A 22124-nucleotide genomic window follows, 5' to 3' on the forward strand; every position below is an offset into this window, starting at 1 on the left:
CAAATGAAATTAGCAAAGCGAGTAGCTGCTTTAACACCGTCTTCAACTTTAGAGATTACAGCAAAGGCACAAGCATTAAAAGCAGAGGGTCATGATGTAATTGGATTAGGGGCAGGGGAACCTGACTTTAATACACCAGAGCATATTATGGATGCTGCACATAAAGCGATGTTAGAAGGGCATACGAAGTATACACCAACAGGTGGATTACAATCGTTAAAACAAGAAATTGTGAAGAAATTTACTCGCGATCAAGGTATTGCGTATGATCCATCTGAAATTATTGTATGTAATGGCGCAAAGCATGCATTATATACATTATTCCAAGTATTACTTGATGAGGGAGATGAAGTTATCATCCCAACTCCTTACTGGGTAAGCTATCCAGAGCAAGTAAAGCTTGCTGGCGGTAAGCCGGTTTATGTAGAAGGTTTAGAAGACAATGAGTACAAAATTACAGCAAAGCAGCTGCGTGAGGCAATTACAGAGAAAACGAAAGCAGTTATTATTAATTCACCGAGCAATCCAACAGGAATGATTTATAGCAAAGAAGAATTACAACAGCTTGGAGAAGTATGTTTAGAACATGATATTTTAATCGTTTCTGATGAAATTTATGAAAAATTAATTTATGGTGGCGTAGAATATATTTCAATTGCCCAGCTTTCTAATGCATTAAAAGAACAAACACTTATTATTAATGGTGTATCTAAATCTCATTCTATGACAGGATGGCGTATTGGATATGCTGCAGGAAATAAGCAGCTTATTAAAGCGATGACGAACTTAGCGAGTCATAGTACGTCAAACCCTACTTCAATCGCTCAATACGGCGCAATTGCGGCATATGCAGGCTCACAAGAACCTGTGGAAACAATGCGTCAAGCCTTTGAAGAGAGATTAAACATCATTTATGATAAATTAATTCAAATCCCTGGCTTTACTTGTATTAAACCGCAAGGTGCATTTTACTTATTCCCTAACGTAAAAGAAGCTGTAGCTTTATCAGGATATGCAACAGTTGATGATTGGGCAAAAGCTCTATTAGAAGAGGAAAAAGTGGCTCTTGTACCAGGTACAGGATTTGGTGCTCCAAATAATGTTCGTTTATCATATGCGACATCTCTTGAACAAGTAGAGAAAGCATTGGAACGCATCCATACATTTATGAAAAGTAAAGTGCAAGCTTAATTGTATATTTCATTTATGTAATATACAAAACCTCCCTATTAATGGGGAGGTTTTTTTGACGAATTGTGGCAAAAAGAAATAGCTAAAGGTGTGTTATACTAGAGAGCGAGGTGTTTGGTGATGAAAAAGAAAATGATGTTACAGTGGTTTGAGCAGGGAAGCATTGCAATTCCAAAATTGCTTATGATGCATTATAAAAAATTAGGTTTAAATGAGACGGAATTTATGGTTGTACTTCATATACATACATTTTTAGAATCAGGTAATTCGTTTCCGACTCCTTCAGAGATTTCTGAACGGATGACGATAACAGAAATGAAATGTATGGAAATAATTCAGGCGTTGATTCAAAAAGGTTTTTTATCACTAGAAGGTGGACAAAGATCAGAAGCGATGATGTGCGAAAGTTATTCTTTACAACCGTTATGGGAAAAAATATTACATTTCTTAATGGATGAATCAATAGAGGAAGAGCAAAAAGAAAAAAAACAGCTGCAAGTAAATTTATATACAGTATTCGAAAAAGAATTTGGAAGACCACTTTCGCCGTTCGAATGTGAAACGTTAGGAATGTGGGAGGACCAAGATCAACATCATCCAAATTTAATTCAAGCGGCTCTTAGAGAAGCTGTAATGAGTGGAAAACTAAATTTCCGATATATTGATCGTATTTTATTTGAGTGGAAAAAGAATGGAATTAAAACGGTAGATCAGGCTCAAAATCAAGGTCAAAAATTTAGAGCGAATCAACAAAGAGCACAACAAATGACAAAACAAGAGACGAAATTTACTGGAAAAGTGCCTTTTTATAATTGGTTGGAGCAGTAATATAGGAGGGGAAATATGCTTAACAAAACGCAAATCCGTTATTGTTTAGACACAATGGCGGATATGTATCCAGAAGCACATTGTGAATTGGTTCATGACAATCCATTTGAACTTGTAATCGCGGTGGCGTTATCTGCACAATGTACAGATGTACTTGTAAATAAAGTGACAAGAAATTTATTTCAAAAATATAAAACACCAGAAGATTATTTAAGTGTTTCTCTAGAAGAATTACAACAAGATATACGCTCTATCGGATTGTATAGAAATAAAGCAAAAAACATTCAAAAATTATGCCGAATGTTATTAGATGACTATAATGGGGAGGTACCGAGCGATCGAGATGAACTTACGAAATTACCAGGTGTAGGAAGGAAAACAGCGAATGTTGTAGTTTCCGTAGCGTTTGGGATTCCGGCAATTGCTGTTGATACACATGTGGAGCGAGTGAGTAAACGATTAGCGATTTGTAGATGGAAAGACTCTGTGTTAGAAGTAGAAAAAACGTTAATGAAGAAAGTACCGATGGATGAGTGGGGGGTTACGCATCATCGTATGATTTTCTTTGGACGTTATCACTGTAAAGCACAACGACCGCAATGTGAGGAGTGCAGGCTGTTAGAAGTATGTCGTGAAGGAAAGAAGCGAATGAAGGTGAAATAAAGGATGGAGCGAGTTATAGAAATACCGAAAGAATTTCATTGCTTACCATTTTTTAAAGAAAGCGTAAATTCAATTGAGTATCATACAGACGAGTCTTTTGAAGAAATAATACAAAATACTTACTTTATATTTGATATTGAAAGACAGTATGAGCCATGGAAGGAAATTGAAAACAGTATTCCAGCAGTGTTGAATGTATGGAAAAATAAGCATGAAGACATTGCTATACTGTTTCGAAATAGAGATAAGCAAGAGGCTGAGGGGCCAATGATTCTTTTTGCAGCTCACTTGTTATCGGTTGTCTATTGGTTAAATGAGCAACCTGTTCATAGTTTGAATGAAATGCAAATAAATACGAATAAATTAAAAGTGCAACCTGTTAATTTTATGGAAAGGTATTCATTCATTATAAAGAAACCGAGTAATTATCATTCTTATATTCAATTAGCGCAGTTATATATCGAAATAGAAAAGCTGTTTGTAAAGAAAATGATAACAAAAAAGAAGTCTGCTTCTCGTTAAGAGAAACGGACTTCTTTTTTTGTTTATTAGGACTCTGTTGTAACAACAGCACCGTCTGCCTGAGGTGTATCTCCTCCGGTATTTTGGTGTTGCTGTTCTTGTTGTTTCTTAGCTTCGTCTTCAGCTTTTTTCTTGGCCTCTTCTTCAGCTTTCTTCTTAGCTTCGTCTTCAGCTTTTTTCTTAGCTTCGTCTTCAGCTTTTCTTCTAGCTTCCTCATCAGCTTTCTTTTGAGCTTCTTCTTGCTGTTTACGTTGTTGTTCTTGTTGCTGCTGTTCTTGTTGTTTCTTAGCCTCTTCATCAGCTTTTTTCTTAGCTTCGTCTTGTTTTACTTTATCTTCATTAGCTTTTTTCTGGGCTTCCTCATCAGCTTTTTTCTTAGCTTCTTCATCGGCCTTTTTCTTAGCCTCTTCATCAGCTTTTTTCGCATCTGGAGTTCCGCCAGGCACAGTGAAGGATGCACCAATTGCTGGGCTTGTTCCAGTACCTTTTTTCGCTACTACAGAGAAGCTGTAAGTAACACCTGGTTTAATACCACCAAGAGTAGCTGTCGTACCACTTATTGATAGGCTACCACTTGAACCGTCAGTTGCTTTATAGCTGGCTGCATATGCGTCAACTTCTGCTGGTCCAGACCAGTTTAGTGTAACTGTGCTAGCGCCATCAAAAGTGACATTCAGACCACTAGGGGCATCTACTTTAATTTGTTTAATTGCATCTTTTTTCGCACCTTTAACGTATAACTCTCCGTTTATTTCTTGTACAGAAGAAGGACGTTCAAAGCGTGATTTATCTGTAGCGAATTTGCTCATCATTATTTGGAACATTTGCTGTGCAATTCTAGTGGAGCGATCACTAACATAATTTTTTGGACCATCTTTTTCGTAACCAGTCCAAACAGCCATTGTGTATTGTGGTGTATATCCAGCAAACCAGCTATCTCTGTTTGCATCAGCTGGGATATCATATTTTTGAAGAACTGATGCATCAAAGTTTTGTGTTCCTGTTTTACCTGCTACGTCAACACCTGAAACGTATGCTGTTGGACCTGTACCACCAGAACCAGGTTTTACTACGTCACGAAGAACGTCAGTAACCATGTAAGCTGTATAGTCTTGCATTGCGCGTTGTTCCTTAGGTTTAAAGCTTTTCTTTTTCCCGTCCGGGAAGGTTACTTCTTTTACGAAGTGTGGTTTATTATAGTTACCACTATTACCGAAGGTTGCATATGCACCTGCTACTTCCAATGGAGACCCCTCGTTACTACCGATTGCTGTTGATTCGTAGACTTTTCCTTCTTTAAAGGTCATGCCTAAACCTTCAGCGAATTCTTTTGACTTATTAAGACCAACTGTTTGTGCTGTCTTTAAAGCTGGAATGTTTAATGACTTTTTCAAAGCTTCACGTAGTGAAACGTCACCTTTGTAGCTCTTTGTTGCATTTTGTATTTTTTTACCATTGGAATACGTATACTCTGAATCGTTTAATTGATGGTATGTAGACCATTGTAAATTTTCAATTGCCGGACCGTAGTCGAAAATTGGTTTCATTGTTGAACCAACTTGGCGTTTTAAATCAGTTGCCATATTATGACCTTTGAAAGTAGACTTACTTTCTTTACGTCCAGCACCAATTGCTCGAACTTCTCCAGACTGTGTATCCATAAATACGAATGACCCTTGGAATTGATCGTCTGGATACTTAATAAGATTGCCATCCATAATTTTGTCAGCGTAATCTTGAGCATCTTGATCAAGTGTTGTATGAATCGTTAAACCATCTGAACCGATATTTACATCAGGATATTCTTTTTCAACTTCTTTTACAACCGCATCTAAAAATGCTTGATACTTCATCTCAGTTACTTCTGAAGACGGTTGAAGGCCCTCTGTTACTGGGATCTTAACGGCGTTATTCATTTCTTCTTTTGTTATATAACCATGTCGATTCATTAATGATAATACAACATTACGACGATTTGTTGCTCGTTCAACATTTTCCTTTTTTGTTGGATCATAAATGTTTGGACCTTGGGGTAAACCAGCGAGCATAGCAGCTTCATGTAATTGCAAGTCTTTTAAATCTTTACCATAATATTTTTGCGCTGCTGTCGCAATACCATATGAACGGTTACCTAAATTAATCTTATTTAAGTACATTTCTAAAATCTCATGTTTAGAGTATTGTTGCTCTAATTTATAAGATAAGTACCATTCTTGTACTTTTCTCTTAGCAGTTTTATCCATCGTTAGAAAATAGTTTTTAACGACTTGCTGTGTAATCGTACTACCACCTTGGGAACCGAAACCACCAGTGACATTTTCCATAACTGCTTTTGTAGTTCGTTTAAAATCAATTCCATTATGATCATAGAAACGCGAATCCTCAGTTGCAAGGAATGCATTTTCAACTACTTTTGGAATTTGATCATAAGTAACATGCGTTCGTTTTTCAGCACCGTATTCATAGAAGAAATTCCCGTTTTTATCAAGAAACTTTGTTGATAAAGGATTAACGAGTTTGGATTTGTCTAATTTTGGAGCGTCCTTTACCATAACAAAGAAAGCGGAAACGCCGGCTACGAGACCAACGATACCAAGAAGTAGACAACCTATAAGGAATTTCTTGAAAAAGGAGCCTTTTTTCTTTGGTTTTTCTTCTTTATGTGTTTTTTTCTCTTGATTTTTCACATGATTTCGTTCTGTACGAGAACGATAATTATCTGACATTATACTTTCTCCTACCTTTCATTCTCTCCCCAAAAGTCGAAAAAAGAGCCTTAGTGATGACTCTATCACGAAAAATAAACCGTGTCTAGTACACGGATATAGTCAATCCGAGGGTGATAACCGCATGATAATAAGGATCCATGCTCTTCTATTTCTTCTTTCGTAATCGACTTGCGTCCACCAGTATTTTGACGATTCCAAAATGCAATAATATGTTTTGCATCTAATAAATAAAATTCATCAAAAAGTGTAAATTTAATAATGACAAATGCAATTCCATTATGAGCAACCACTTGCTTCATATGTTCTATTTGATGAAGGTGGAAGTTTTGAAGTGGGAAACTAGTTTTATTTTTTGTTTCCTTTGCTTCAAAATCGATGTATTTCCCTTTGTATACACCGTTGTAATCTGTTGTAGAAGGTTGTTTAAAATACGCTTCTTTTACCACTGCAGCACTTCGAGCGGGGTAATCTACTTTTACAATTTGAAGAGGTGTAGGTTTTTTATGTACACATGCAATATTATGGGTTAAGTAATATTGATTTGTTTCATTCAATTCCTCTTCAAGGGACATACCTCTGTTGCTATAAGTATGTGTTTTTATAGGTGTTTTTTGAGGTTGTGAAGCTTGATTATACCTTTTTCCATTTGGGTAACGAATGGTCATAGTGTGTCCACTCCCAACTTACTAAGAATTACTTACAAAGGTGATTATATCAAAAAATGAAAAAAGATGTGACCTTTTTGATGAAAGGTATGATGACTTATTTATGTTGACATGGAATGATTATATGAAAATTAAACAAAATCGAGAAAAAAAGTTTTGTACAGAGGAAGAAAAAGCAATCATTCGCAATATTACAAAGAAAACAGAAATAGCTAATGTGGACAATATTTCTCGGACACAATCTTATCAAGAATATTATTTAAGAAATAGTGAAATCAGGTGGGCCTTTTTAGCGAGTATGGTTTCGAGAAATGCGGGATGGAATATGACCGATTTAGAAGGGAGATATTATGCTACTGTTTTACCTAAAACGGTAAAAAAACATTTATTTCTTCTGTACGAACAAGCTAATTGGATTATTTTCTTAGATGCCTTTCCTCAGCTATTATTGTATGAGGAAAGTAAGAAGAGACGTACACCTCTCTTTCATTTGTTGCAATATTTCAGCGTATCAATTTTTATGGAAAAAGAATGGTTACTTTTCTGGGAGAAAAGAGATATGAATAGGCTTATAACAGCCCTTATTATAAATGAACAAAATAAAATTCAAAAACCAGTCATTGAGAGCACATATTTTAAAAAACATGTATTCCATACTGCACTTTTTAAAGTACAAGAAAGATTTCATATTAGTGCAGTTATCTTCCCAACAATTGAAGGGAGGATGTATGGATTTTCGGTTTATCAATTTGAAACGTTACAACAGCGTATAGAACTGGGAAAAAAATTAGCATGGTTATTGTTTCATCCAATTTATAATGGTTCGTTTTATAAGTTTGCAGTGCAAACTACACATACTGGGTCTAGAGAAGATTATGAATTTTACTCAAAGGAAACTAGAAAATCGTGTACGCCAGCACTTAGAGATAGTTATCCTGTTGTTTTACATGAAGAAATAGAAATGAGAGATTGGTTTTGTGCAAATATGAAAATGAATGTGCTATTTGTACTTGAAGAACCTAAAGAGGAAGTTAATATAACAGAATGGTATAGGAGAAAGAGGGAACAAATCTATAGGATATCTATCGTAAATCGTTTCGTTAAAAGGATGGATGAGTTCATGATATAATGAAAAAGAAGTCCCGTCTTCCATTTTGAAGACGGGACTTCTTAATTTGAAATAATCCTGCTATGCTTGCTACGACTTTAATCTCAAAACGTAATGCTAGTAGGAGATTAAGGGTGACTTGAAATTTAACCGTACGTAATAAAGTCTCGCTTTATGTAGCAGGGAAGTTTGGACCATCTAGCTTTGGATTGCCAGTCTCGGGTTTATTTTGTTGTTTGTTTTGGTTTTTCTTTTTTTCATTTTTGTTCTTTGCCATTGTACTACACCTCCTTTTTGTATTGTTACCATTTCTATAAATGACATACGAAATGATTTCTTTGACGAATAACAACTAGTTTTGTCATGTGGGCAGGAGTGGTGAATCGTTCGGCGAAATTACATGACAAAGGAAAAGCAAAGAAGGAGGCGTTTTGTATATGGCGATGGTTCAGAAGGAAGATGTAATGAAAAAAATGGATCAAATGTTAAGTTCTCTCGATTTGCTGGAAATGAATATAGGGATTAGAATGAATCATGCATTAAAGGATGCGAGTGAAAAAATATGTAATAAGATAGAAATAACAGAAATGCATATTGAACATATGGAAAATAAATTAGTGCATCACGAAGAAAAAGGGAATTGGGTAAAGACATTTCAAAACGTCGTAGTGAGTGCATAATAAGGTGGGAAAGAGATGAAGAATGAAGCATTAATACAGTCTTCAGAAAAACTCATGCAGTATAATAATGAAGCGAATATAAAAAAAAGAGAACTAATCGAATACGACTTTTATAAGGATATGAAACCATTTGTAGACATGGTAGATGAGGAATTAAAGAAGTGGAAAGAATTAGCTTATACGTGGATTAAAGAAGAAAAGCCAAAGTATATACATGTACAGCAAATTGATCAAGTATACGATAATTTACAAACGAATGTGTTACAATGTTTTGTAAATAAAGGTAAAGGTAAACGATTCTTTGAAACACACCAAGCCATTTCGTATACTTTGCAAAATATAGTTGAGCAATGTAAATAACAAGAGGGAGAACCCTCTTGTTATTTTTATGCTTCTGTCATTGTTGTAGGTTTTGTTGCGCCGTTTATTTCTAATTCTTTTATTAATGTTCGATAATCTGAAATGCATATTTTTCCTTCGAGATACCAATGTCTCGCAAAGTCTAATAATTCATTTGCATTCTCTGTGCAATACCCCTTTTTTTGAGAAAACGCTTGTTTTAAATCCCCTAATACCATGTTGATTCCTCCCCCATGAGAATCTTCTTCTTAATTATCATAGCATGGAAGGGTTTTCTTTTTTAATTTTTTAAAAATTTAAACTTCCGACAAAAATAGACAGATACTCCATCACACATATTATTTTATAGGTACATATTATATATGTAGAAACTTATGTGAAGGAGGAGAGAATGCATGTTTCAACAATCTAACGTATATCAGCAAACAAATCCATATGCACAGCAAAATATGTACCAATATAATACGGATACATATTTACGGTATAATATGTATCCTTTCGAGCCTTATTATGGAAATCAAAATTATTATCAACCGTTTGAAGTGTCGTTTATGAATCAAGCTCAACCACAACAGCAGCAACCTTATGTGAATCAGGCTCAACAATCACAACAGCAGCAACCTTATGTGAATCAGGCTCAACAATCACAACAGCAGCAACCTTATGTGAATCAAGCTCAACAATCACAAGCTCAGCAACCATACATGAATCAACAACAGCAGCAGCCTTATATGAATTCGCAATATTATATGCCACCACCATCGCCCTATGCTAATCAACAAGCGATGTTTTATCCACCAAAACAGCCGTACCCGACGCAGAGTAAACAAAAGCAACAACAGCCAAGTCAGTTTTCTAGTTTTGTTTCTCAATTTAAAACATCCGATGGTAACTATGATGTAAATAAAATGATGAATACAGCTGGACAAATGATGAATGCGATGAATCAGGTGACAGGTATTGTAAAGCAAGTTGGAGGCTTTTTTGGTAAGTAATGTTGAAGAGTTGTCTATGAAAGTATGGTATATGAAATAAAGGACTAGACAAATTTCCTTGTAATAAATGGGTATATATAACAAACGGCTTTCTCTCTTTTCTCATACTGTAAAGTGTAATCAGATTTTTTTAACGAGAGAGGAGAGAAAAAACTATGCATCATTGTCATCCTTGTTTTGGAGGGCATAAGCCTGTAGGACCTATTTGTACAACTGCTCCTGTCGTTCATCCGACGAAACAATGCGTAACACACTCTTTTTCAACAACGGTGGTGCCACACATTTTCCCAACACATACAACACATGTACATCATCAACAAATTAAAAACCAAAACTTCTTCCCACAAACAAATTCAAATGTAAATGTTGTGGACCCAATCGACCCAGGATTCGGCGGTGGATGTGGACCGTGTGGCCATGGTCATCATCACCACGGTCATCAAATATCTCCATTTGGACCAGGACCAAATGTATCACCGTTTTTACCAAACAATGTATCACCAGTAGGTCCAAATATCGGACCAAACGTTGGTGGAATATTTAAAAAGTAAATGATATGTTAGAACTAGCGAAATGCTAGTTCTTTTTTTGTAATTGGAGTGTTGATATGAAAGTTATTGCAGTAACAGGATATAAGCCATTTGAACTTGGAATATTTAAAAATGATCATCCAGGGGTGGGGTGTATAAAAAAGGCATTACACCGTAAATTAACCACTTTTGTAGAAGATGGTTTAGAATGGGTTATAATAAGCGGCCAGTTAGGTGTAGAATTATGGGCTGCTGAAGTTGTTTTTGAAATTCAAGTAGAATATCCAGATTTAAAATTAGCGGTATTCACTCCGTTTTTAGAACAAGAAGAAAATTGGAAAGAAGATAATCGTGAATATTACGAATTTATTCTTTCTCAAGCAGACCATGTTGATAGTATCACGAAACGGAAGTATGAAAGCCCAGAGCAATTTAAATTAAAAAATCAATTTTTTATTGAAAAAAGTGATGCACTTTTAGCGGTATACGATGAAGAAAAACCAGGAAGTCCCAAATATATTGTAGAAACAGCAAAGAAAAAAGGGGAAATAGAAAATTATCACAGTTATTTCATTCTTTTTTCTGAGTTACAAGATATAATAGAAGAGGAACAGTGGAATAATGCAGAGTAATATGTAATATAGTACTCGTATATATGATTGACAAAAAGCATTGTTTCTGAAAAAATTTAGTTAATGAAAGTTTTGGTAAAAATTTGAGGTGAAGAAAATGATTTCGGATAAAATTAAATTAACAGCGAAAGATATTTTAGAAAAAGAATTTAAAACAGGTATGAGAGGTTATCAGCAAGAAGAAGTAGATAAGTTTCTTGATATGATCATTAAAGACTATGAAGCTTTCCACAAAGAGTTTGAGCAATTAAAGCAACAAAATGCTCGTTTAAAGCGTGAATTAGAGGAACAAAAACTAGCAGTAACGCAAGTTCCACAACAACCTGTACAAACACCAGTTGCACAACCGGTTTATAACAACACGAATACGGATATTTTAAAACGCTTATCTAACTTAGAAAAAGCTGTATTTGGAAGTAAGTTATACGAATGATGTAAGGTGGGAAAAGGTTTAAGCATTTTACATAGAAAAAAACGTTGCAAAATCTTTTTGTTTCCACTATACTAATGGATGTCATAACGTTTGGGTAATCGCTGCAACGCCAACGTTGTAGAGGAAAGTCCATGCTCGCACGGCCTGAGATGGCTGTAGTGTTCGTGCCTAGCCAATTCATAAGCTAGGGTATTCTGGCTGTAAGGCTGGTTTAACGGCAGGGAAAAAACCTAAGTCCTTTCGGATATGGTTTGACTACCTTTAAAGTGCCACAGTGACGAAGTCCTTGAAGAAATGATAGGAGTGGAACGAGGTAAACCCCACGAGCGAGAAACCCAAATAATGGTAGGGGAATCTTTTCCAAGGAAATGAACGACGGGAAAGGACAGGTTTTATAACCTGTAGATAGATGATTGCCACCGGAGTACGAGGCGTGGGCCGTTTGTAGTACAAAGGAACAGAACATGGCTTACAGAACGTTATGAACCAACTATGAAATAACTCAGCTCTCCTTTGTTAGAGGAGGGCTTTTTATTTGTATGAAGTTATAAAGTATGAGTTAAAATGGTTAATGAGAAAATTTTTCGTAAAATGTAATGATTAATAGGAACAATTGCTATTAATTATTGTTTGAATATACATAAGAGGTGAATGCAAATGGGAAAAGTTACTTTAATTGCAACAGCGGCAATGGGTATTGAAGCGTTAGTTGCCCGAGAAGTTCGCGATCTTGGTTATGAATGTCAAGTAGAAAACAGCAAAGTAACATTTGAAGCAGATGAAAAGGCGATTTGTCGCACGAATTTATGGTTACGTACTGCGGATCGTGTAAAAATTAAAGTTGGCGAATTTAAAGCAACAACATTTGATGAGCTATTTGAAAAAACGAAAGCATTAAACTGGGGAGATTATATTCCAGAGAATGGCGAGTTCCCTGTTATCGGTAAATCTTTAAAATCTGAATTATTCAGTGTTTCGGATTGCCAACGTATTGTTAAAAAGGCTGTCGTTGAAAAATTAAAAACAACATATAAACGTACAACTTGGTTTGAAGAAGATGGTCCGTTATTCCGTATCGAGATTGCAATGCTCAAGGATATTGCAACATTAACAATTGATGCGAGTGGTGTTGGACTTCATAAACGTGGATACCGTATGGATCAAGGGGAAGCTCCGTTAAAAGAAACATTAGCTGCGTCTTTAATTAAATTAACAAACTGGAAGCCAGATCGTCCATTTGTTGATCCATTCTGTGGATCAGGTACAATTCCGATTGAAGCGGCATTAATTGGGCAAAACATTGCGCCAGGATTTAACCGTGGTTTCGCATCAGATGAGTGGGGCTGGGTAGGTAAACAAAACTGGCGTGAAGCGCGTCAAGAAGCTGAAGATTTAGCGAACTATGATCAACGATTACAAATCATAGGATCAGATATTGATCATCGTATGATTCGAGTTGCTCAAGATAACGCAGAAGAAGTAGGTTTAGGTGATTTAATTACATTTAAACAAATGCAGGTAAAAGATTTCACAACAAAAGAGGATTATGGCTACGTTGTAACGAATCCTCCATACGGAGAACGTTTAAGTGAAAAAGCACTCGTTGAACAACTGTATAAAGAAATGGGACAAGTATTCCGTCCGTTAGATACATGGTCAGCGTATGTATTAACAAGCTACGAAGCATTTGAGAAGTGTTACGGAAAAGATGCGTCGAAGAAGCGTAAACTGTTTAACGGATTTATCCGTACAGATTACTACCAATACTTCGGAAAACGTCCACCGCGTAATTCATAGTATAAAACTCCTCCAGCGCGCATATACTGGCTATTATGTAATGCGTAAAGGAGGAAGTGATATGGATAGTTTCCAATTATCAATGATTCAAAAAGCTATTCACCGTACGTATGATGAGCTCGGAAAAGAAGTGGATAGTCAAGGTGCGATTGTAGATGAAATACAAAAAGCACAAGAAGAATATTTGTCAGCTCTTTCACATGAAACAGCGATTGATAAACGGTATTTAAAGTCATTAATATAGAAGAAAATTTTCCTTTTTCGAAAGGAAAATTTTTTTTCGTGAATTTCTATGTATGGCAACAGGGGAAAGCAAATGCATACATATGCGTAGCAGTTGCTATTATCTTTTTATAGAAAAACTTTTTGGTTGGAGGCTAAGGATGTTTACTGAGAAGAGATTACCATTTGAAGTAGGAAAACAAGATAATTTTTATGATAAGTTGAATGAGTGGATTGGAGATGTATTTTACGACATCCTTCCGGAAAAAGGCTTTGAAGAGCGTGATGAACAAATTTTTATGGCGTTTCAGTTAGAACGCGCTTTCCAAGAAAAGAAAGTTATGTTCGCAGAAGCGGGTGTAGGAACAGGGAAAACAATTGTATATCTTCTATATGCAATTTGTTACGCGCGTTATACTGGGAAACCAGCTATTATTGCTTGTGCAGATGAAACGTTAATTGAGCAACTTGTGAAAGAAGAAGGGGACATTGCTAAGTTATCTGAAGCATTAGGGCTCTCTGTTGATGTAAGGCTTGCAAAATCAATGGATAATTATTTATGCTTACGTAAACTTGAAGATGTTATAAGTGGACGAGCTCCAGAAGTAATTGAAGACGTATATTATGAGTTACCACAGTTTGTATTTGATCATGGTACGATGCAAAACTTTACTCACTATGGTGACAGAAAAGAATTTCCACTTTTAAATGACGAAGAATGGTCAAAAGTAAATTGGGATTACTTCCAAGATTGCTTTACTTGTGATTCTCGTCATCGCTGTGGACAAACTCTTTCTCGTGAACATTATCGTAAAGCAGCAGATTTAATTATTTGTTCTCAAGATTTCTATATGGATCATATTTGGACGTACGATGCTCGTAAGCGTGAAGGGCAAATTCCATTATTACCAGAAAGTAGCTGCGTTGTATTCGATGAAGGACATCTTGTAGAATATGCAGCTCAAAAAGCTTTAACATACCGTTTAAAGCAAACGATGATGGAGCAACTTTTAACGAGATTGTTGCAAAACGATATTCGCGAGGAGTTTGCACATTTAGTAGAAGAAACAATTTGGCAAACAGAGCGATTCTTTGATGTGTTACAAGAGAATAAAAAGGAAATTGCCGGTTCTGATCGTTTAGAAATTACTGTGACAGAAAAAGTAACAGCTGAAGCGAAGCGACTTTATGCAAAAATTGGTGAAGTCGGTGATGCATTAGTATTTGAAAGTGAAATGCATACAGTAAACACGTATGACTTAAATATCGTTGATGAGCATTTAGATGTGTTAGAACATTCACTTCGTCTGTTTATGCACGAGAAAAATGTAATTACATGGGGTGAAGAAGGTGATGGTGCCTTCACGTTAGTTATTATGCCGCGTGCAGTTGAAGAGGTGTTACAAGAGAAAGTATTCTCGAAGAAAATCCCGTATATTTTCTCTTCTGCGACATTATCGAACAACGATTCATTCGCATTTACAGCAAATAGTCTAGGGGTAAAAGATTACTTATCATTCTCAGTTGCCTCACCGTTTGATTATGAGGAGCAAATGGCGGTAAACTTACTATCGCATACGAAAGAAAATGAATGGGAAAGAAAGTGTCAATATACACTTGAAAATATACAAAAAACAAATGGACGTACGCTTGTATTATTCCGTACAACACAAGAACTTGCAGCGTTTAAAGAATATGTAAGTAAAGAACAAATGTCAGTTCCGTTCCTATATGAAGGAGATCAGGAAATTAGTCAGCTCGTTTCTCGTTTCCAAAATGAAGAAGAGACTGTACTTTGTGCCGTTCATTTATGGGAAGGTTTAGATATTCCAGGTTCATCATTATCACATGTTATCATTTGGTCATTACCATTCCCTCCAAACGATCCTGTGTTTGAAGCGAAACGTAAGCACGTAAATGATCCATTCTGGGAGGTAGATGTACCGTATATGATTTTACGACTTCGTCAAGGGATTGGACGTTTAATTCGTACGAGCGACGATAAAGGTGCTATATCAATCTTCTTATCTGATTCAGAAGATGAGAAAGTAGTTGCAGCTGTGAAAAATGTACTGCCAGTAGAAGGTAAAGAATTATAAGGAAAAAGCTTGGCGCTTGCCAAGCTTTTTTCTATTATAAAAGGAATTTATGTTTCCGTGTCGAATTAAGTTTGAGGTAGAAAAAGGAGGCTTTTATACGATGACAGTTGCTACATATGAAGTAGAAAAACAATTTTTAACATACGTGAAGAAGATACAGAATTATGGAGAAGCATTAAGTTTAATGTTTTGGGATTTAAGAACAGGTGCACCAAAAAAAGGTGTGGATCAGCGTTCTGAAGTAATTGGTATGCTTTCGTCAGAAGTGTTTGCTATGTCGACTTCAGATGAGATGAGAAACTATTTAACAGAGCTTGAAGCTTTAATACGCGAAGATAAACTTTCTGAAACGACGAAGAAAATGGTTGAAGAGTGCCGGAAAGAATATGATAGAAATAAAAAAATTCCACAAGTTGAATATGAGGCTTATGTGAAATTAGAAGCGAAAGCGGAGAGTGTGTGGGAAGAAGCTCGCGAAAAATCTGATTTCGAAATGTTCCGCCCATACTTAGAAAAAATTGTGGAATTTAAAAAGAAATTTATTACATATTGGGGTTATGAAACATATAAATACAATACATTATTAGATATGTATGAGCCAGGTATTACAGTGGAAGTTTTAGATCACGTATTTGGTCAACTTCGTGAGCGCATCGTACCGCTTGTAAAAGAAATCTCTGAGTCTAAAAAAGGATTAAAAACAAGTGCTTTATCGGAACGATTTTCAAAAGAAAAACAAAAGAACTTTACATTAGAATTATTGAAGCAATTGAATTATGACTTTGAAGCAGGTCGTCTTGATGAAACAGTACATCCTTTCGAAATTACATTAAATAGAGGGGATGTTCGTATTACGACACGCTATGATGAAAAAGATTTTCGTATGGCTGTTTTTGGAACAATTCATGAATGTGGTCATGCAGTATATGAACAAAATATTGCAGAACAATTTGAAGGTACACCACTTTGCAGTGGTACATCTATGGGTATTCACGAATCACAATCATTATTCTTTGAGAACTTTATCGGCCGTAATAAATCATTCTGGAAGAAGAATTATGATTTATTAAAAGAGTATAGCAATGGTCAATTTGATGATATGTCAGTCGATGAGTTTTATGATGCAATTAACGAATCGAAACCGTCATTCATTCGTATAGAAGCAGATGAGCTTACATACCCGCTTCATGTTATGGTTCGTTATGAGCTTGAGAAAGAATTATTTGATGGTACATTACAAGTGAAGGACTTACCAGCAGCTTGGAATGATAAGATGGAAGCATATTTAGGCATTCGTCCGGAAAATAATGCACAAGGTGTATTGCAAGATGTTCACTGGGCTGGTGGTTCATTTGGATACTTCCCATCTTATGCGCTTGGTTACATGTATGCAGCACAGTTTAAGCAAAGAATGTTAAAAGACATTCCGAACTTTGACGCATTATTAGAAGAAGGAAACGTAACACCAATTCGTGAATGGTTAACAGAAAATATTCACCAATACGGTAAAACGAAAAAGCCACTTGAAATTTTAGAAGATGTGACAGGCGAAGGATTAAATGCAAACTACTTAGCAGATTATTTAGAAGCGAAGTATAAAGAAATTTATGAGTTATAAAAAAGAGCTGCTTAATTGCAGCTCTTTTTTTAAGGGGGATAAAAGAATGCTTTATACATATACAGTAATGACGCAAGAAGAAGCGGAAGAGATTGCATATAACTGGCACTATGAAGGGAAATATTCTTTTTATGATATAGCGGCAGATGAAGAAGATTTAGATGAGTTTTTACATGATGAGAGTAGAGGGAATCATACATTTTCTGTAAAGGAAAATGGCACTCTCATTGGTTTTTTTACTGTTTGTAAAATGAATAATGGAACGGTTGATATAGGACTTGGAATGAGACCTGATATAACTGGCAATGGATTTGGTTTACAGTTCGTGAATGCGGGACTAGCTTTTAGTGAAGAAAAATATGGGTGCAATTATATAACACTATCAGTAGTGAAATTTAATGAGAGAGCTATTAAAGTATATAAAAGGGCAGGGTTTGAAGCAGTTGGGACGTTTATACAAAAAACAAACGGTAGTTGTTTTGAGTTTTTGAAAATGAATTATATATGTGGAAAATAACAAAAAACAGAAGAGGGTTCTTCTGTTTTTTGCAACTTCATTAACTTTCAGTTGATAGCATGTGTACAGCTATTTCATGCATGTCTTTCAAACCTGATACTTGAGCGTATTCAGCAACAGTGATACTACTTGTTGTTAGAAGTTCGATAATATGTTCATCCATTCTTGACCAAGTTTTACCGCCAGAATTGTCATAAGAATTAATTAACTTTGTTAGTCCATCTTTCCCAAAGAGCAGATAATGGGAAGCGAAATCGATAGATACATCAGCTATCCCTACTTCTGTCCAATCGATTAAGCCAGTTACATTATTTTTCTTATCAATCAGGATATGACCTGGATGTATATCCCCGTGCTTTACTCCTACATGAGATGGCCAAAAAGAGTCTTCAGCTAGCCATGCTTGCCAACGATCCCATAAGTTTTGGTTGATGTGGTATTGTTCCTTCACTCGATTCATCCTTTGTTTCATAGAAGTTCTTAATTCATTAGCAGTAAGAATTTCAACACCTATATTATTAAATTTTTGCTGAGGTAATGAGTGTAAATTCGCTAGAACTTTTCCTAATGAAATATTGTATTCAGTTGGTGCATTCTTTTCATTAAAGTTCCATATATATTCTTGTCGTTCTATATCGATAGTAGCGGCAGGAACGCCACTTAGTTGTTTATAAGCGATTAGTTCCTCAGAGAATATAGACCAATCAGGAACTTGGAATTCTACATGTTTTTTCATAAGTTCTAATGCTTTTTTTTCTCGTTGGACATGTCTCATAGATTCTGGTCTACGAGGAATTCTTAGTATCCATTTATCTCCGTTTTGTTCTTTAACGTGTGCTACTTGAAAGTCAACGCCAGATTCATTAATTACTATTGAATCTTCTAATATATTTAGTCCTTCCTTATTTGCTAATTGTTTAACTTTAAGTGTATTCATTCCCATTTCCTCCAAATGTTTATTCTAATTTTAATGTTTTCTGTTACTAATTGTTTCTAACTACATCAATATGATTAAAGTAGCGAGATATAAGGAAATGTAATCATAAAAAAACCACAGACGAGCTTCTGTCTGTGGTTAAGAGTAAACGAGGATATAATGAATAAACGCCTCTCTTTGTATGAAAAAATATACGAAAAAAAGACAGACGTATATCTGCCTTTCTTCATGTGGAAAGTGTACTCTTCCGTTGAAGATTATTAAAAATGTGCAGACTAATCCCGTTTACTCTGCTTTATGAAAACAGAGCCTTTGAACATATTAAGTTACTTATTGTTCAAAGTTTGCTGACGTAGTCTTCCTGCGTGCATCATCTTTAATAATCCTCCTTTTAATAGTATGGTAACACTATACTTTGTTTATAAGTAAATATCAATAAAAAATACTAGATATAACATCTTAAAAATCGAATTAACTAAAAATTTATATTCGGAAAATAGAGATAAAGGATATTTGCTTTTGTAATTGGAAATTGTGGAAGAAGATGTGTATGATAGAATTTTAGTAGTAAATAGTAGGTTTAGCAAGGAAAGGTAGAGGTAGTATGATTACAATTAAAACGAAAAATGAAATAGATTTGATGCATGAATCTGGAAAATTACTTGCTTCATGTCATAAAGAAATTGCGAAAATGATAAAGCCAGGTATAAAGACACAAGAGATTGATACGTTTGTTGAAATGTATTTAAAACAGCATGGTGCCACATCTGAACAGAAAGGTTACAATGGGTATCCATATGCGATATGTGCATCTGTAAACGATGAAATGTGTCATGGGTTTCCGGCCGATGTTCCTTTAAATGAAGGAGATATTGTAACAATTGACATGGTAGTAAACTTAAATGGTGGTCTTTCAGATTCTGCTTGGACGTATAGAGTTGGAAATGTTTCTGAGGAAGCGGAAAGGTTAATGGTAGTAGCTGAGAATGCATTGTATAAAGGGATTGATCAGGCGGTAATCGGTAATCATGTAGGGGACATTGGGTATGCAATTGAGAGTTACGTAGCAAATGAAGGTTTTTCTGTCGCAAGAGACTTTACGGGACATGGAATAGGTAAAGAGATCCATGAAGAACCAGCAATTTTTCATTTTGGGAAACAAGGACAAGGGCCTGAGTTGCAAGAAGGAATGGTAATTACAATTGAGCCAATTGTAAATGTAGGTATGCGATATTCGAAAGTAGATTTAAATGGATGGGCTGCAAGAACGATGGACGGGAAATTATCAGCGCAATATGAGCATACAATTGCAATTACAAAAGATGGGCCACTTGTTTTAACGACGCTTTGAAATAATATGTAAGAGTTTACAAAACTCGAACGAAAATGATGTTTTTATAAAATTTGTACGTGTTTTGTTAATAAATACTTTTCAAAGTATAAAAAGTGCGTTATAATCCATCTATAAAATAAATAGTTAGCTACACTCATATAATCGCGGGGATATGGCCTGCAAGTTTCTACCGAAGTACCGTAAATACTTTGACTATGAGTGAGGACGAATATATTGCTTGTTTAGCATTCTTTTTTGCGAAACTCCAAAAGCGCGTCTCTCACTTGTAACGAGTGGTGGCGGCTTTTGGAGTTTTTTATTGCATAAGAGGGGGAACAAACATGAAAGTATTACAAGAAAAGATTTTGAACGAAGGAAAGGTTTTATCTGGTGACGTATTAAAGGTAGATGCATTTTTAAATCATCAAATTGACCCAGTACTTATGCAAGAGATTGGAAAAGAATTTGCTAAACGTTTTAAAGAAGAGAACATTACAAAAATCGTAACGATTGAATCTTCAGGCATCGCACCAGCAGTTATGGCTGCATTAGAGCTTGGTGTAAAAGTAATCTTTGCAAGAAAACGTAAATCGTTAACGTTACAAGATAATATGTACGTTGCAAACGTATACTCATTTACGAAACAAGAAACGAATGAAATTTCATTATCTCGCAATCATATCGATGAAAATGATCGTGTATTAATCATCGATGACTTTTTAGCAAACGGTCAGGCTGCTTTAGGTTTAATGAGTTTAGTAGAGCAAGCTGGAGCGAGTATTGCAGGAATTGGAATTGTTATTGAAAAAGCATTTCAAGATGGAGGAAAGAAGCTTCGTGAACAAGGCGTTCGTGTTGAATCACTAGCAGAAATTGCATCACTTGATAACGGCACAGTTACATTTGTACAGCATGAAACTGCGGAGGTGAAATAAGCAATGAAGCAGCATCCATTTAAAATTGCATCGCTTGGTATGCAGCATATGCTTGCTATGTATGCTGGCGCAATTATCGTACCGCTTATTGTAGGCGGCGGACTTGGTTTAAATCAAAAAGAGTTAACATACTTAGTCTCAATTGATTTATTAATGTGCGGCGTTGCGACAATTTTACAAGCATTATCAAATCGCTTTTTCGGTATTGGACTCCCAGTTGTACTTGGTTGTACATTTACAGCGGTTGGGCCGATGATTGCAATTGGAAAACAATACGGTGTGTCTTCTATCTATGGGGCAATTATTGCTGCCGGGTTATTCGTTGTTATTTTTGCGAAATTATTTGGAAAGCTTGTAAAACTGTTTCCACCAGTTGTAACAGGGTCTGTCGTTACAGTAATTGGAGTTACACTTGTTCCAGCCGCTATTAATGATATGGCTGGTGGAGTAGGAAGCAAAGATTTCGGAAGTCTTGAAAACTTAGCGTTAGCATTTGGAGTGTTATTATTTATCATCATTATGTATCGTTTCTTTGATGGGTTTATCCGTTCAATTTCTATTCTATTAGGTTTGTTGTTCGGTACTATCGTTGCAGCATTTATGGGGAAAGTAAGCTTGCAAGCAGTTGGAGAGGCGGATTGGTTCCATGGTATTCAGCCATTTTACTTCGGTACACCAACATTTGAATTAACACCAATTATTACAATGATTCTCGTTGCTTGTGTAGGGATTGTAGAAGCAACAGGTGTATACTTTGCATTATCTGATATTTGCAATAAAAAAATCGGTGAAAAAGAATTAACAAAAGGGTATCGTGCAGAAGGATTAGCGATGGTGTTAGGTGGTATTTTTAACGCGTTCCCATATACAACATACTCTCAAAACGTAGGACTTGTTCAATTAACTGGAGTAAGAAATCGCGTTATTATTTATACTTGCGGTGGTATGTTAATCGCTCTTGGGTTTATTCCGAAAATTGCAGCTATCACAACAATTATTCCGAAGTCAGTACTTGGCGGTGCTATGCTCGCAATGTTTGGTATGGTTATGGCATATGGTATTAAAATGTTAAGTAGCGTTGACTTTGGAAGACAAGAAAACTTATTAATCGTTGCATGTTCTGTTGGAATTGGGCTTGGCGTAACAGTCGTTCCTACATTATTCTCACAACTTCCAGAAAGCATTCGTATTTTAACAGATAACGGAATTGTACTTGGAAGTGCATCAGCAGTATTGTTAAATATCGTATTTAATATGGTGCCGCAGCGCAAAGTGAAAGTAAAAGAAGAGCCGGTGTCTATGCAAAGTGCAGTAAGAGAAGCGTAAAAAA

General features: G+C 35.7%; 24 protein-coding genes, 1 other RNA gene and 1 riboswitch. Of the genes, 20 read left to right on the forward strand and 5 right to left on the reverse strand.

Translation table 11 applies throughout. The features are described 5' to 3' along the window. The first annotated feature begins 3 nt into the window (after positions 1 to 3). The 4 genes from aspB to DOS87_RS07950 all read left to right on the forward strand — a co-directional run bounded on the left by aspB (position 4) and on the right by DOS87_RS07950 (position 3204). A complete protein-coding gene (aspB, locus tag DOS87_RS07935; protein WP_000761569.1) occupies positions 4 to 1191 on the forward strand; it encodes an aspartate transaminase AspB in 1188 nt (395 codons plus the stop codon). Positions 1192 to 1311: 120 nt separating this feature from the next. After that, the gene (gene dnaD / locus DOS87_RS07940) at positions 1312 to 2019 is read left to right on the forward strand and encodes a DNA replication protein DnaD (protein ID WP_000728537.1); all 708 of its coding nucleotides are present in this window, start codon (positions 1312 to 1314) and stop codon (positions 2017 to 2019) included. Positions 2020 to 2034: 15 nt separating this feature from the next. Then, on the forward strand, positions 2035 to 2682 hold the full coding sequence (nth, locus tag DOS87_RS07945) for an endonuclease III (RefSeq protein ID WP_000933035.1): 648 nt from the start codon (positions 2035 to 2037) through the stop codon (positions 2680 to 2682). A 3-nt stretch (positions 2683 to 2685) separates the two neighbouring features. Next, positions 2686 to 3204 (forward strand): YpoC family protein, encoded by a 519-nt coding sequence (locus DOS87_RS07950; protein WP_000442661.1) that lies wholly within the window; start codon positions 2686 to 2688, stop codon positions 3202 to 3204. Between the two features lie 26 nt (positions 3205 to 3230). On the opposite strand, the gene DOS87_RS07955 is transcribed toward DOS87_RS07950, so the two are convergent. Then, positions 3231 to 5930, reverse strand: a complete 2700-nt coding sequence (locus DOS87_RS07955; protein ID WP_208730234.1) for a PBP1A family penicillin-binding protein — start codon at positions 5928 to 5930, stop codon at positions 3231 to 3233. A 65-nt stretch (positions 5931 to 5995) separates the two neighbouring features. Beyond that, a complete protein-coding gene (gene recU / locus DOS87_RS07960) occupies positions 5996 to 6598 on the reverse strand; it encodes a Holliday junction resolvase RecU (RefSeq protein ID WP_000155599.1) in 603 nt (200 codons plus the stop codon). Between the two features lie 103 nt (positions 6599 to 6701). Between recU and DOS87_RS07965 the strand changes: the two genes are divergently transcribed. Further along, positions 6702 to 7727 (forward strand): DUF2515 domain-containing protein, encoded by a 1026-nt coding sequence (locus tag DOS87_RS07965; RefSeq protein ID WP_003277507.1) that lies wholly within the window; start codon positions 6702 to 6704, stop codon positions 7725 to 7727. Between the two features lie 151 nt (positions 7728 to 7878). Here DOS87_RS07965 and DOS87_RS30495 read toward each other — a convergent pair whose 3' ends face one another. Beyond that, entirely contained in the window at positions 7879 to 8058 is a 180-nt protein-coding gene (locus DOS87_RS30495) for a hypothetical protein (protein ID WP_003277508.1), read from the reverse strand. An 85-nt stretch (positions 8059 to 8143) separates the two neighbouring features. Here DOS87_RS30495 and DOS87_RS07970 point away from each other — a divergent pair, with 85 nt between their 5' ends. Then, positions 8144 to 8386, forward strand: a complete 243-nt coding sequence (locus DOS87_RS07970; protein ID WP_001252036.1) for a hypothetical protein — start codon at positions 8144 to 8146, stop codon at positions 8384 to 8386. A 15-nt stretch (positions 8387 to 8401) separates the two neighbouring features. After that, positions 8402 to 8746 carry a YppE family protein gene (locus DOS87_RS07975; RefSeq protein WP_000786936.1) on the forward strand — a complete coding sequence of 115 codons (345 nt, stop codon included), beginning with the start codon at positions 8402 to 8404 and terminating at the stop codon, positions 8744 to 8746. Between the two features lie 26 nt (positions 8747 to 8772). On the opposite strand, the gene DOS87_RS07980 is transcribed toward DOS87_RS07975, so the two are convergent. Next, positions 8773 to 8964, reverse strand: coding sequence for a YppF family protein (locus DOS87_RS07980; protein ID WP_000242652.1), 192 nt, complete (start codon positions 8962 to 8964; stop codon positions 8773 to 8775). 177 nt (positions 8965 to 9141) lie between these two features. Between DOS87_RS07980 and DOS87_RS07985 the strand changes: the two genes are divergently transcribed. The 10 genes from DOS87_RS07985 (at position 9142) to DOS87_RS08030 (ending at position 17589) form a co-directional block, all read left to right on the forward strand. Then, entirely contained in the window at positions 9142 to 9741 is a 600-nt protein-coding gene (locus DOS87_RS07985; RefSeq protein WP_118961696.1) for a YppG family protein, read from the forward strand. Positions 9742 to 9896: 155 nt separating this feature from the next. Further along, positions 9897 to 10292 (forward strand): CotD family spore coat protein, encoded by a 396-nt coding sequence (locus DOS87_RS07990; protein ID WP_000546293.1) that lies wholly within the window; start codon positions 9897 to 9899, stop codon positions 10290 to 10292. A gap of 56 nt (positions 10293 to 10348) precedes the next feature. Beyond that, positions 10349 to 10903: an SLOG family protein gene (locus DOS87_RS07995; protein ID WP_000862927.1), complete on the forward strand. Its 555-nt coding sequence runs from the start codon at positions 10349 to 10351 to the stop codon at positions 10901 to 10903. Positions 10904 to 11000: 97 nt separating this feature from the next. Continuing rightward, positions 11001 to 11336 carry a cell division regulator GpsB gene (gene gpsB / locus DOS87_RS08000; RefSeq protein WP_000622431.1) on the forward strand — a complete coding sequence of 112 codons (336 nt, stop codon included), beginning with the start codon at positions 11001 to 11003 and terminating at the stop codon, positions 11334 to 11336. 86 nt (positions 11337 to 11422) lie between these two features. Continuing rightward, positions 11423 to 11813: RNase P RNA component class B (gene rnpB, locus DOS87_RS08005), an RNA gene on the forward strand. 180 nt (positions 11814 to 11993) lie between these two features. Beyond that, positions 11994 to 13133: a THUMP domain-containing class I SAM-dependent RNA methyltransferase gene (locus DOS87_RS08010; RefSeq protein WP_000521224.1), complete on the forward strand. Its 1140-nt coding sequence runs from the start codon at positions 11994 to 11996 to the stop codon at positions 13131 to 13133. Between the two features lie 61 nt (positions 13134 to 13194). Continuing rightward, entirely contained in the window at positions 13195 to 13377 is a 183-nt protein-coding gene (locus tag DOS87_RS08015) for a DUF3921 domain-containing protein (RefSeq protein ID WP_000376895.1), read from the forward strand. Positions 13378 to 13516: 139 nt separating this feature from the next. Beyond that, on the forward strand, positions 13517 to 15454 hold the full coding sequence (locus DOS87_RS08020) for an ATP-dependent DNA helicase (protein WP_208730235.1): 1938 nt from the start codon (positions 13517 to 13519) through the stop codon (positions 15452 to 15454). Positions 15455 to 15554: 100 nt separating this feature from the next. Further along, positions 15555 to 17072, forward strand: a complete 1518-nt coding sequence (ypwA, locus tag DOS87_RS08025; RefSeq protein WP_000215105.1) for a carboxypeptidase — start codon at positions 15555 to 15557, stop codon at positions 17070 to 17072. A 46-nt stretch (positions 17073 to 17118) separates the two neighbouring features. Beyond that, on the forward strand, positions 17119 to 17589 hold the full coding sequence (locus DOS87_RS08030; protein WP_000967501.1) for a GNAT family N-acetyltransferase: 471 nt from the start codon (positions 17119 to 17121) through the stop codon (positions 17587 to 17589). Positions 17590 to 17629: 40 nt separating this feature from the next. Here the strand turns inward: DOS87_RS08030 and mphL are convergent, their stop codons facing one another. Then, complete coding sequence (gene mphL, locus DOS87_RS08035; protein ID WP_001094261.1) at positions 17630 to 18526, reverse strand: macrolide 2'-phosphotransferase MphL; 897 nt, start codon at positions 18524 to 18526, stop codon at positions 17630 to 17632. Between the two features lie 604 nt (positions 18527 to 19130). Here mphL and DOS87_RS08040 point away from each other — a divergent pair. The 3 genes from DOS87_RS08040 to pbuX all read left to right on the forward strand — a co-directional run bounded on the left by DOS87_RS08040 (position 19131) and on the right by pbuX (position 22120). Then, positions 19131 to 19877, forward strand: a complete 747-nt coding sequence (locus tag DOS87_RS08040; RefSeq protein WP_000628413.1) for a type I methionyl aminopeptidase — start codon at positions 19131 to 19133, stop codon at positions 19875 to 19877. 116 nt (positions 19878 to 19993) lie between these two features. After that, positions 19994 to 20095, forward strand: a riboswitch (purine riboswitch). Between the two features lie 105 nt (positions 20096 to 20200). Beyond that, the gene (locus DOS87_RS08045) at positions 20201 to 20794 is read left to right on the forward strand and encodes a xanthine phosphoribosyltransferase (protein WP_000866482.1); all 594 of its coding nucleotides are present in this window, start codon (positions 20201 to 20203) and stop codon (positions 20792 to 20794) included. Positions 20795 to 20797: 3 nt separating this feature from the next. After that, on the forward strand, positions 20798 to 22120 hold the full coding sequence (gene pbuX, locus DOS87_RS08050; RefSeq protein WP_000809215.1) for a xanthine permease PbuX: 1323 nt from the start codon (positions 20798 to 20800) through the stop codon (positions 22118 to 22120). Positions 22121 to 22124: the final 4 nt, after the last annotated feature.

The organism is Bacillus sp. CR71, assembly GCF_003429245.1.
Classification (GTDB): Bacteria; Bacillota; Bacilli; order Bacillales; family Bacillaceae_G; genus Bacillus_A; species Bacillus_A thuringiensis_S.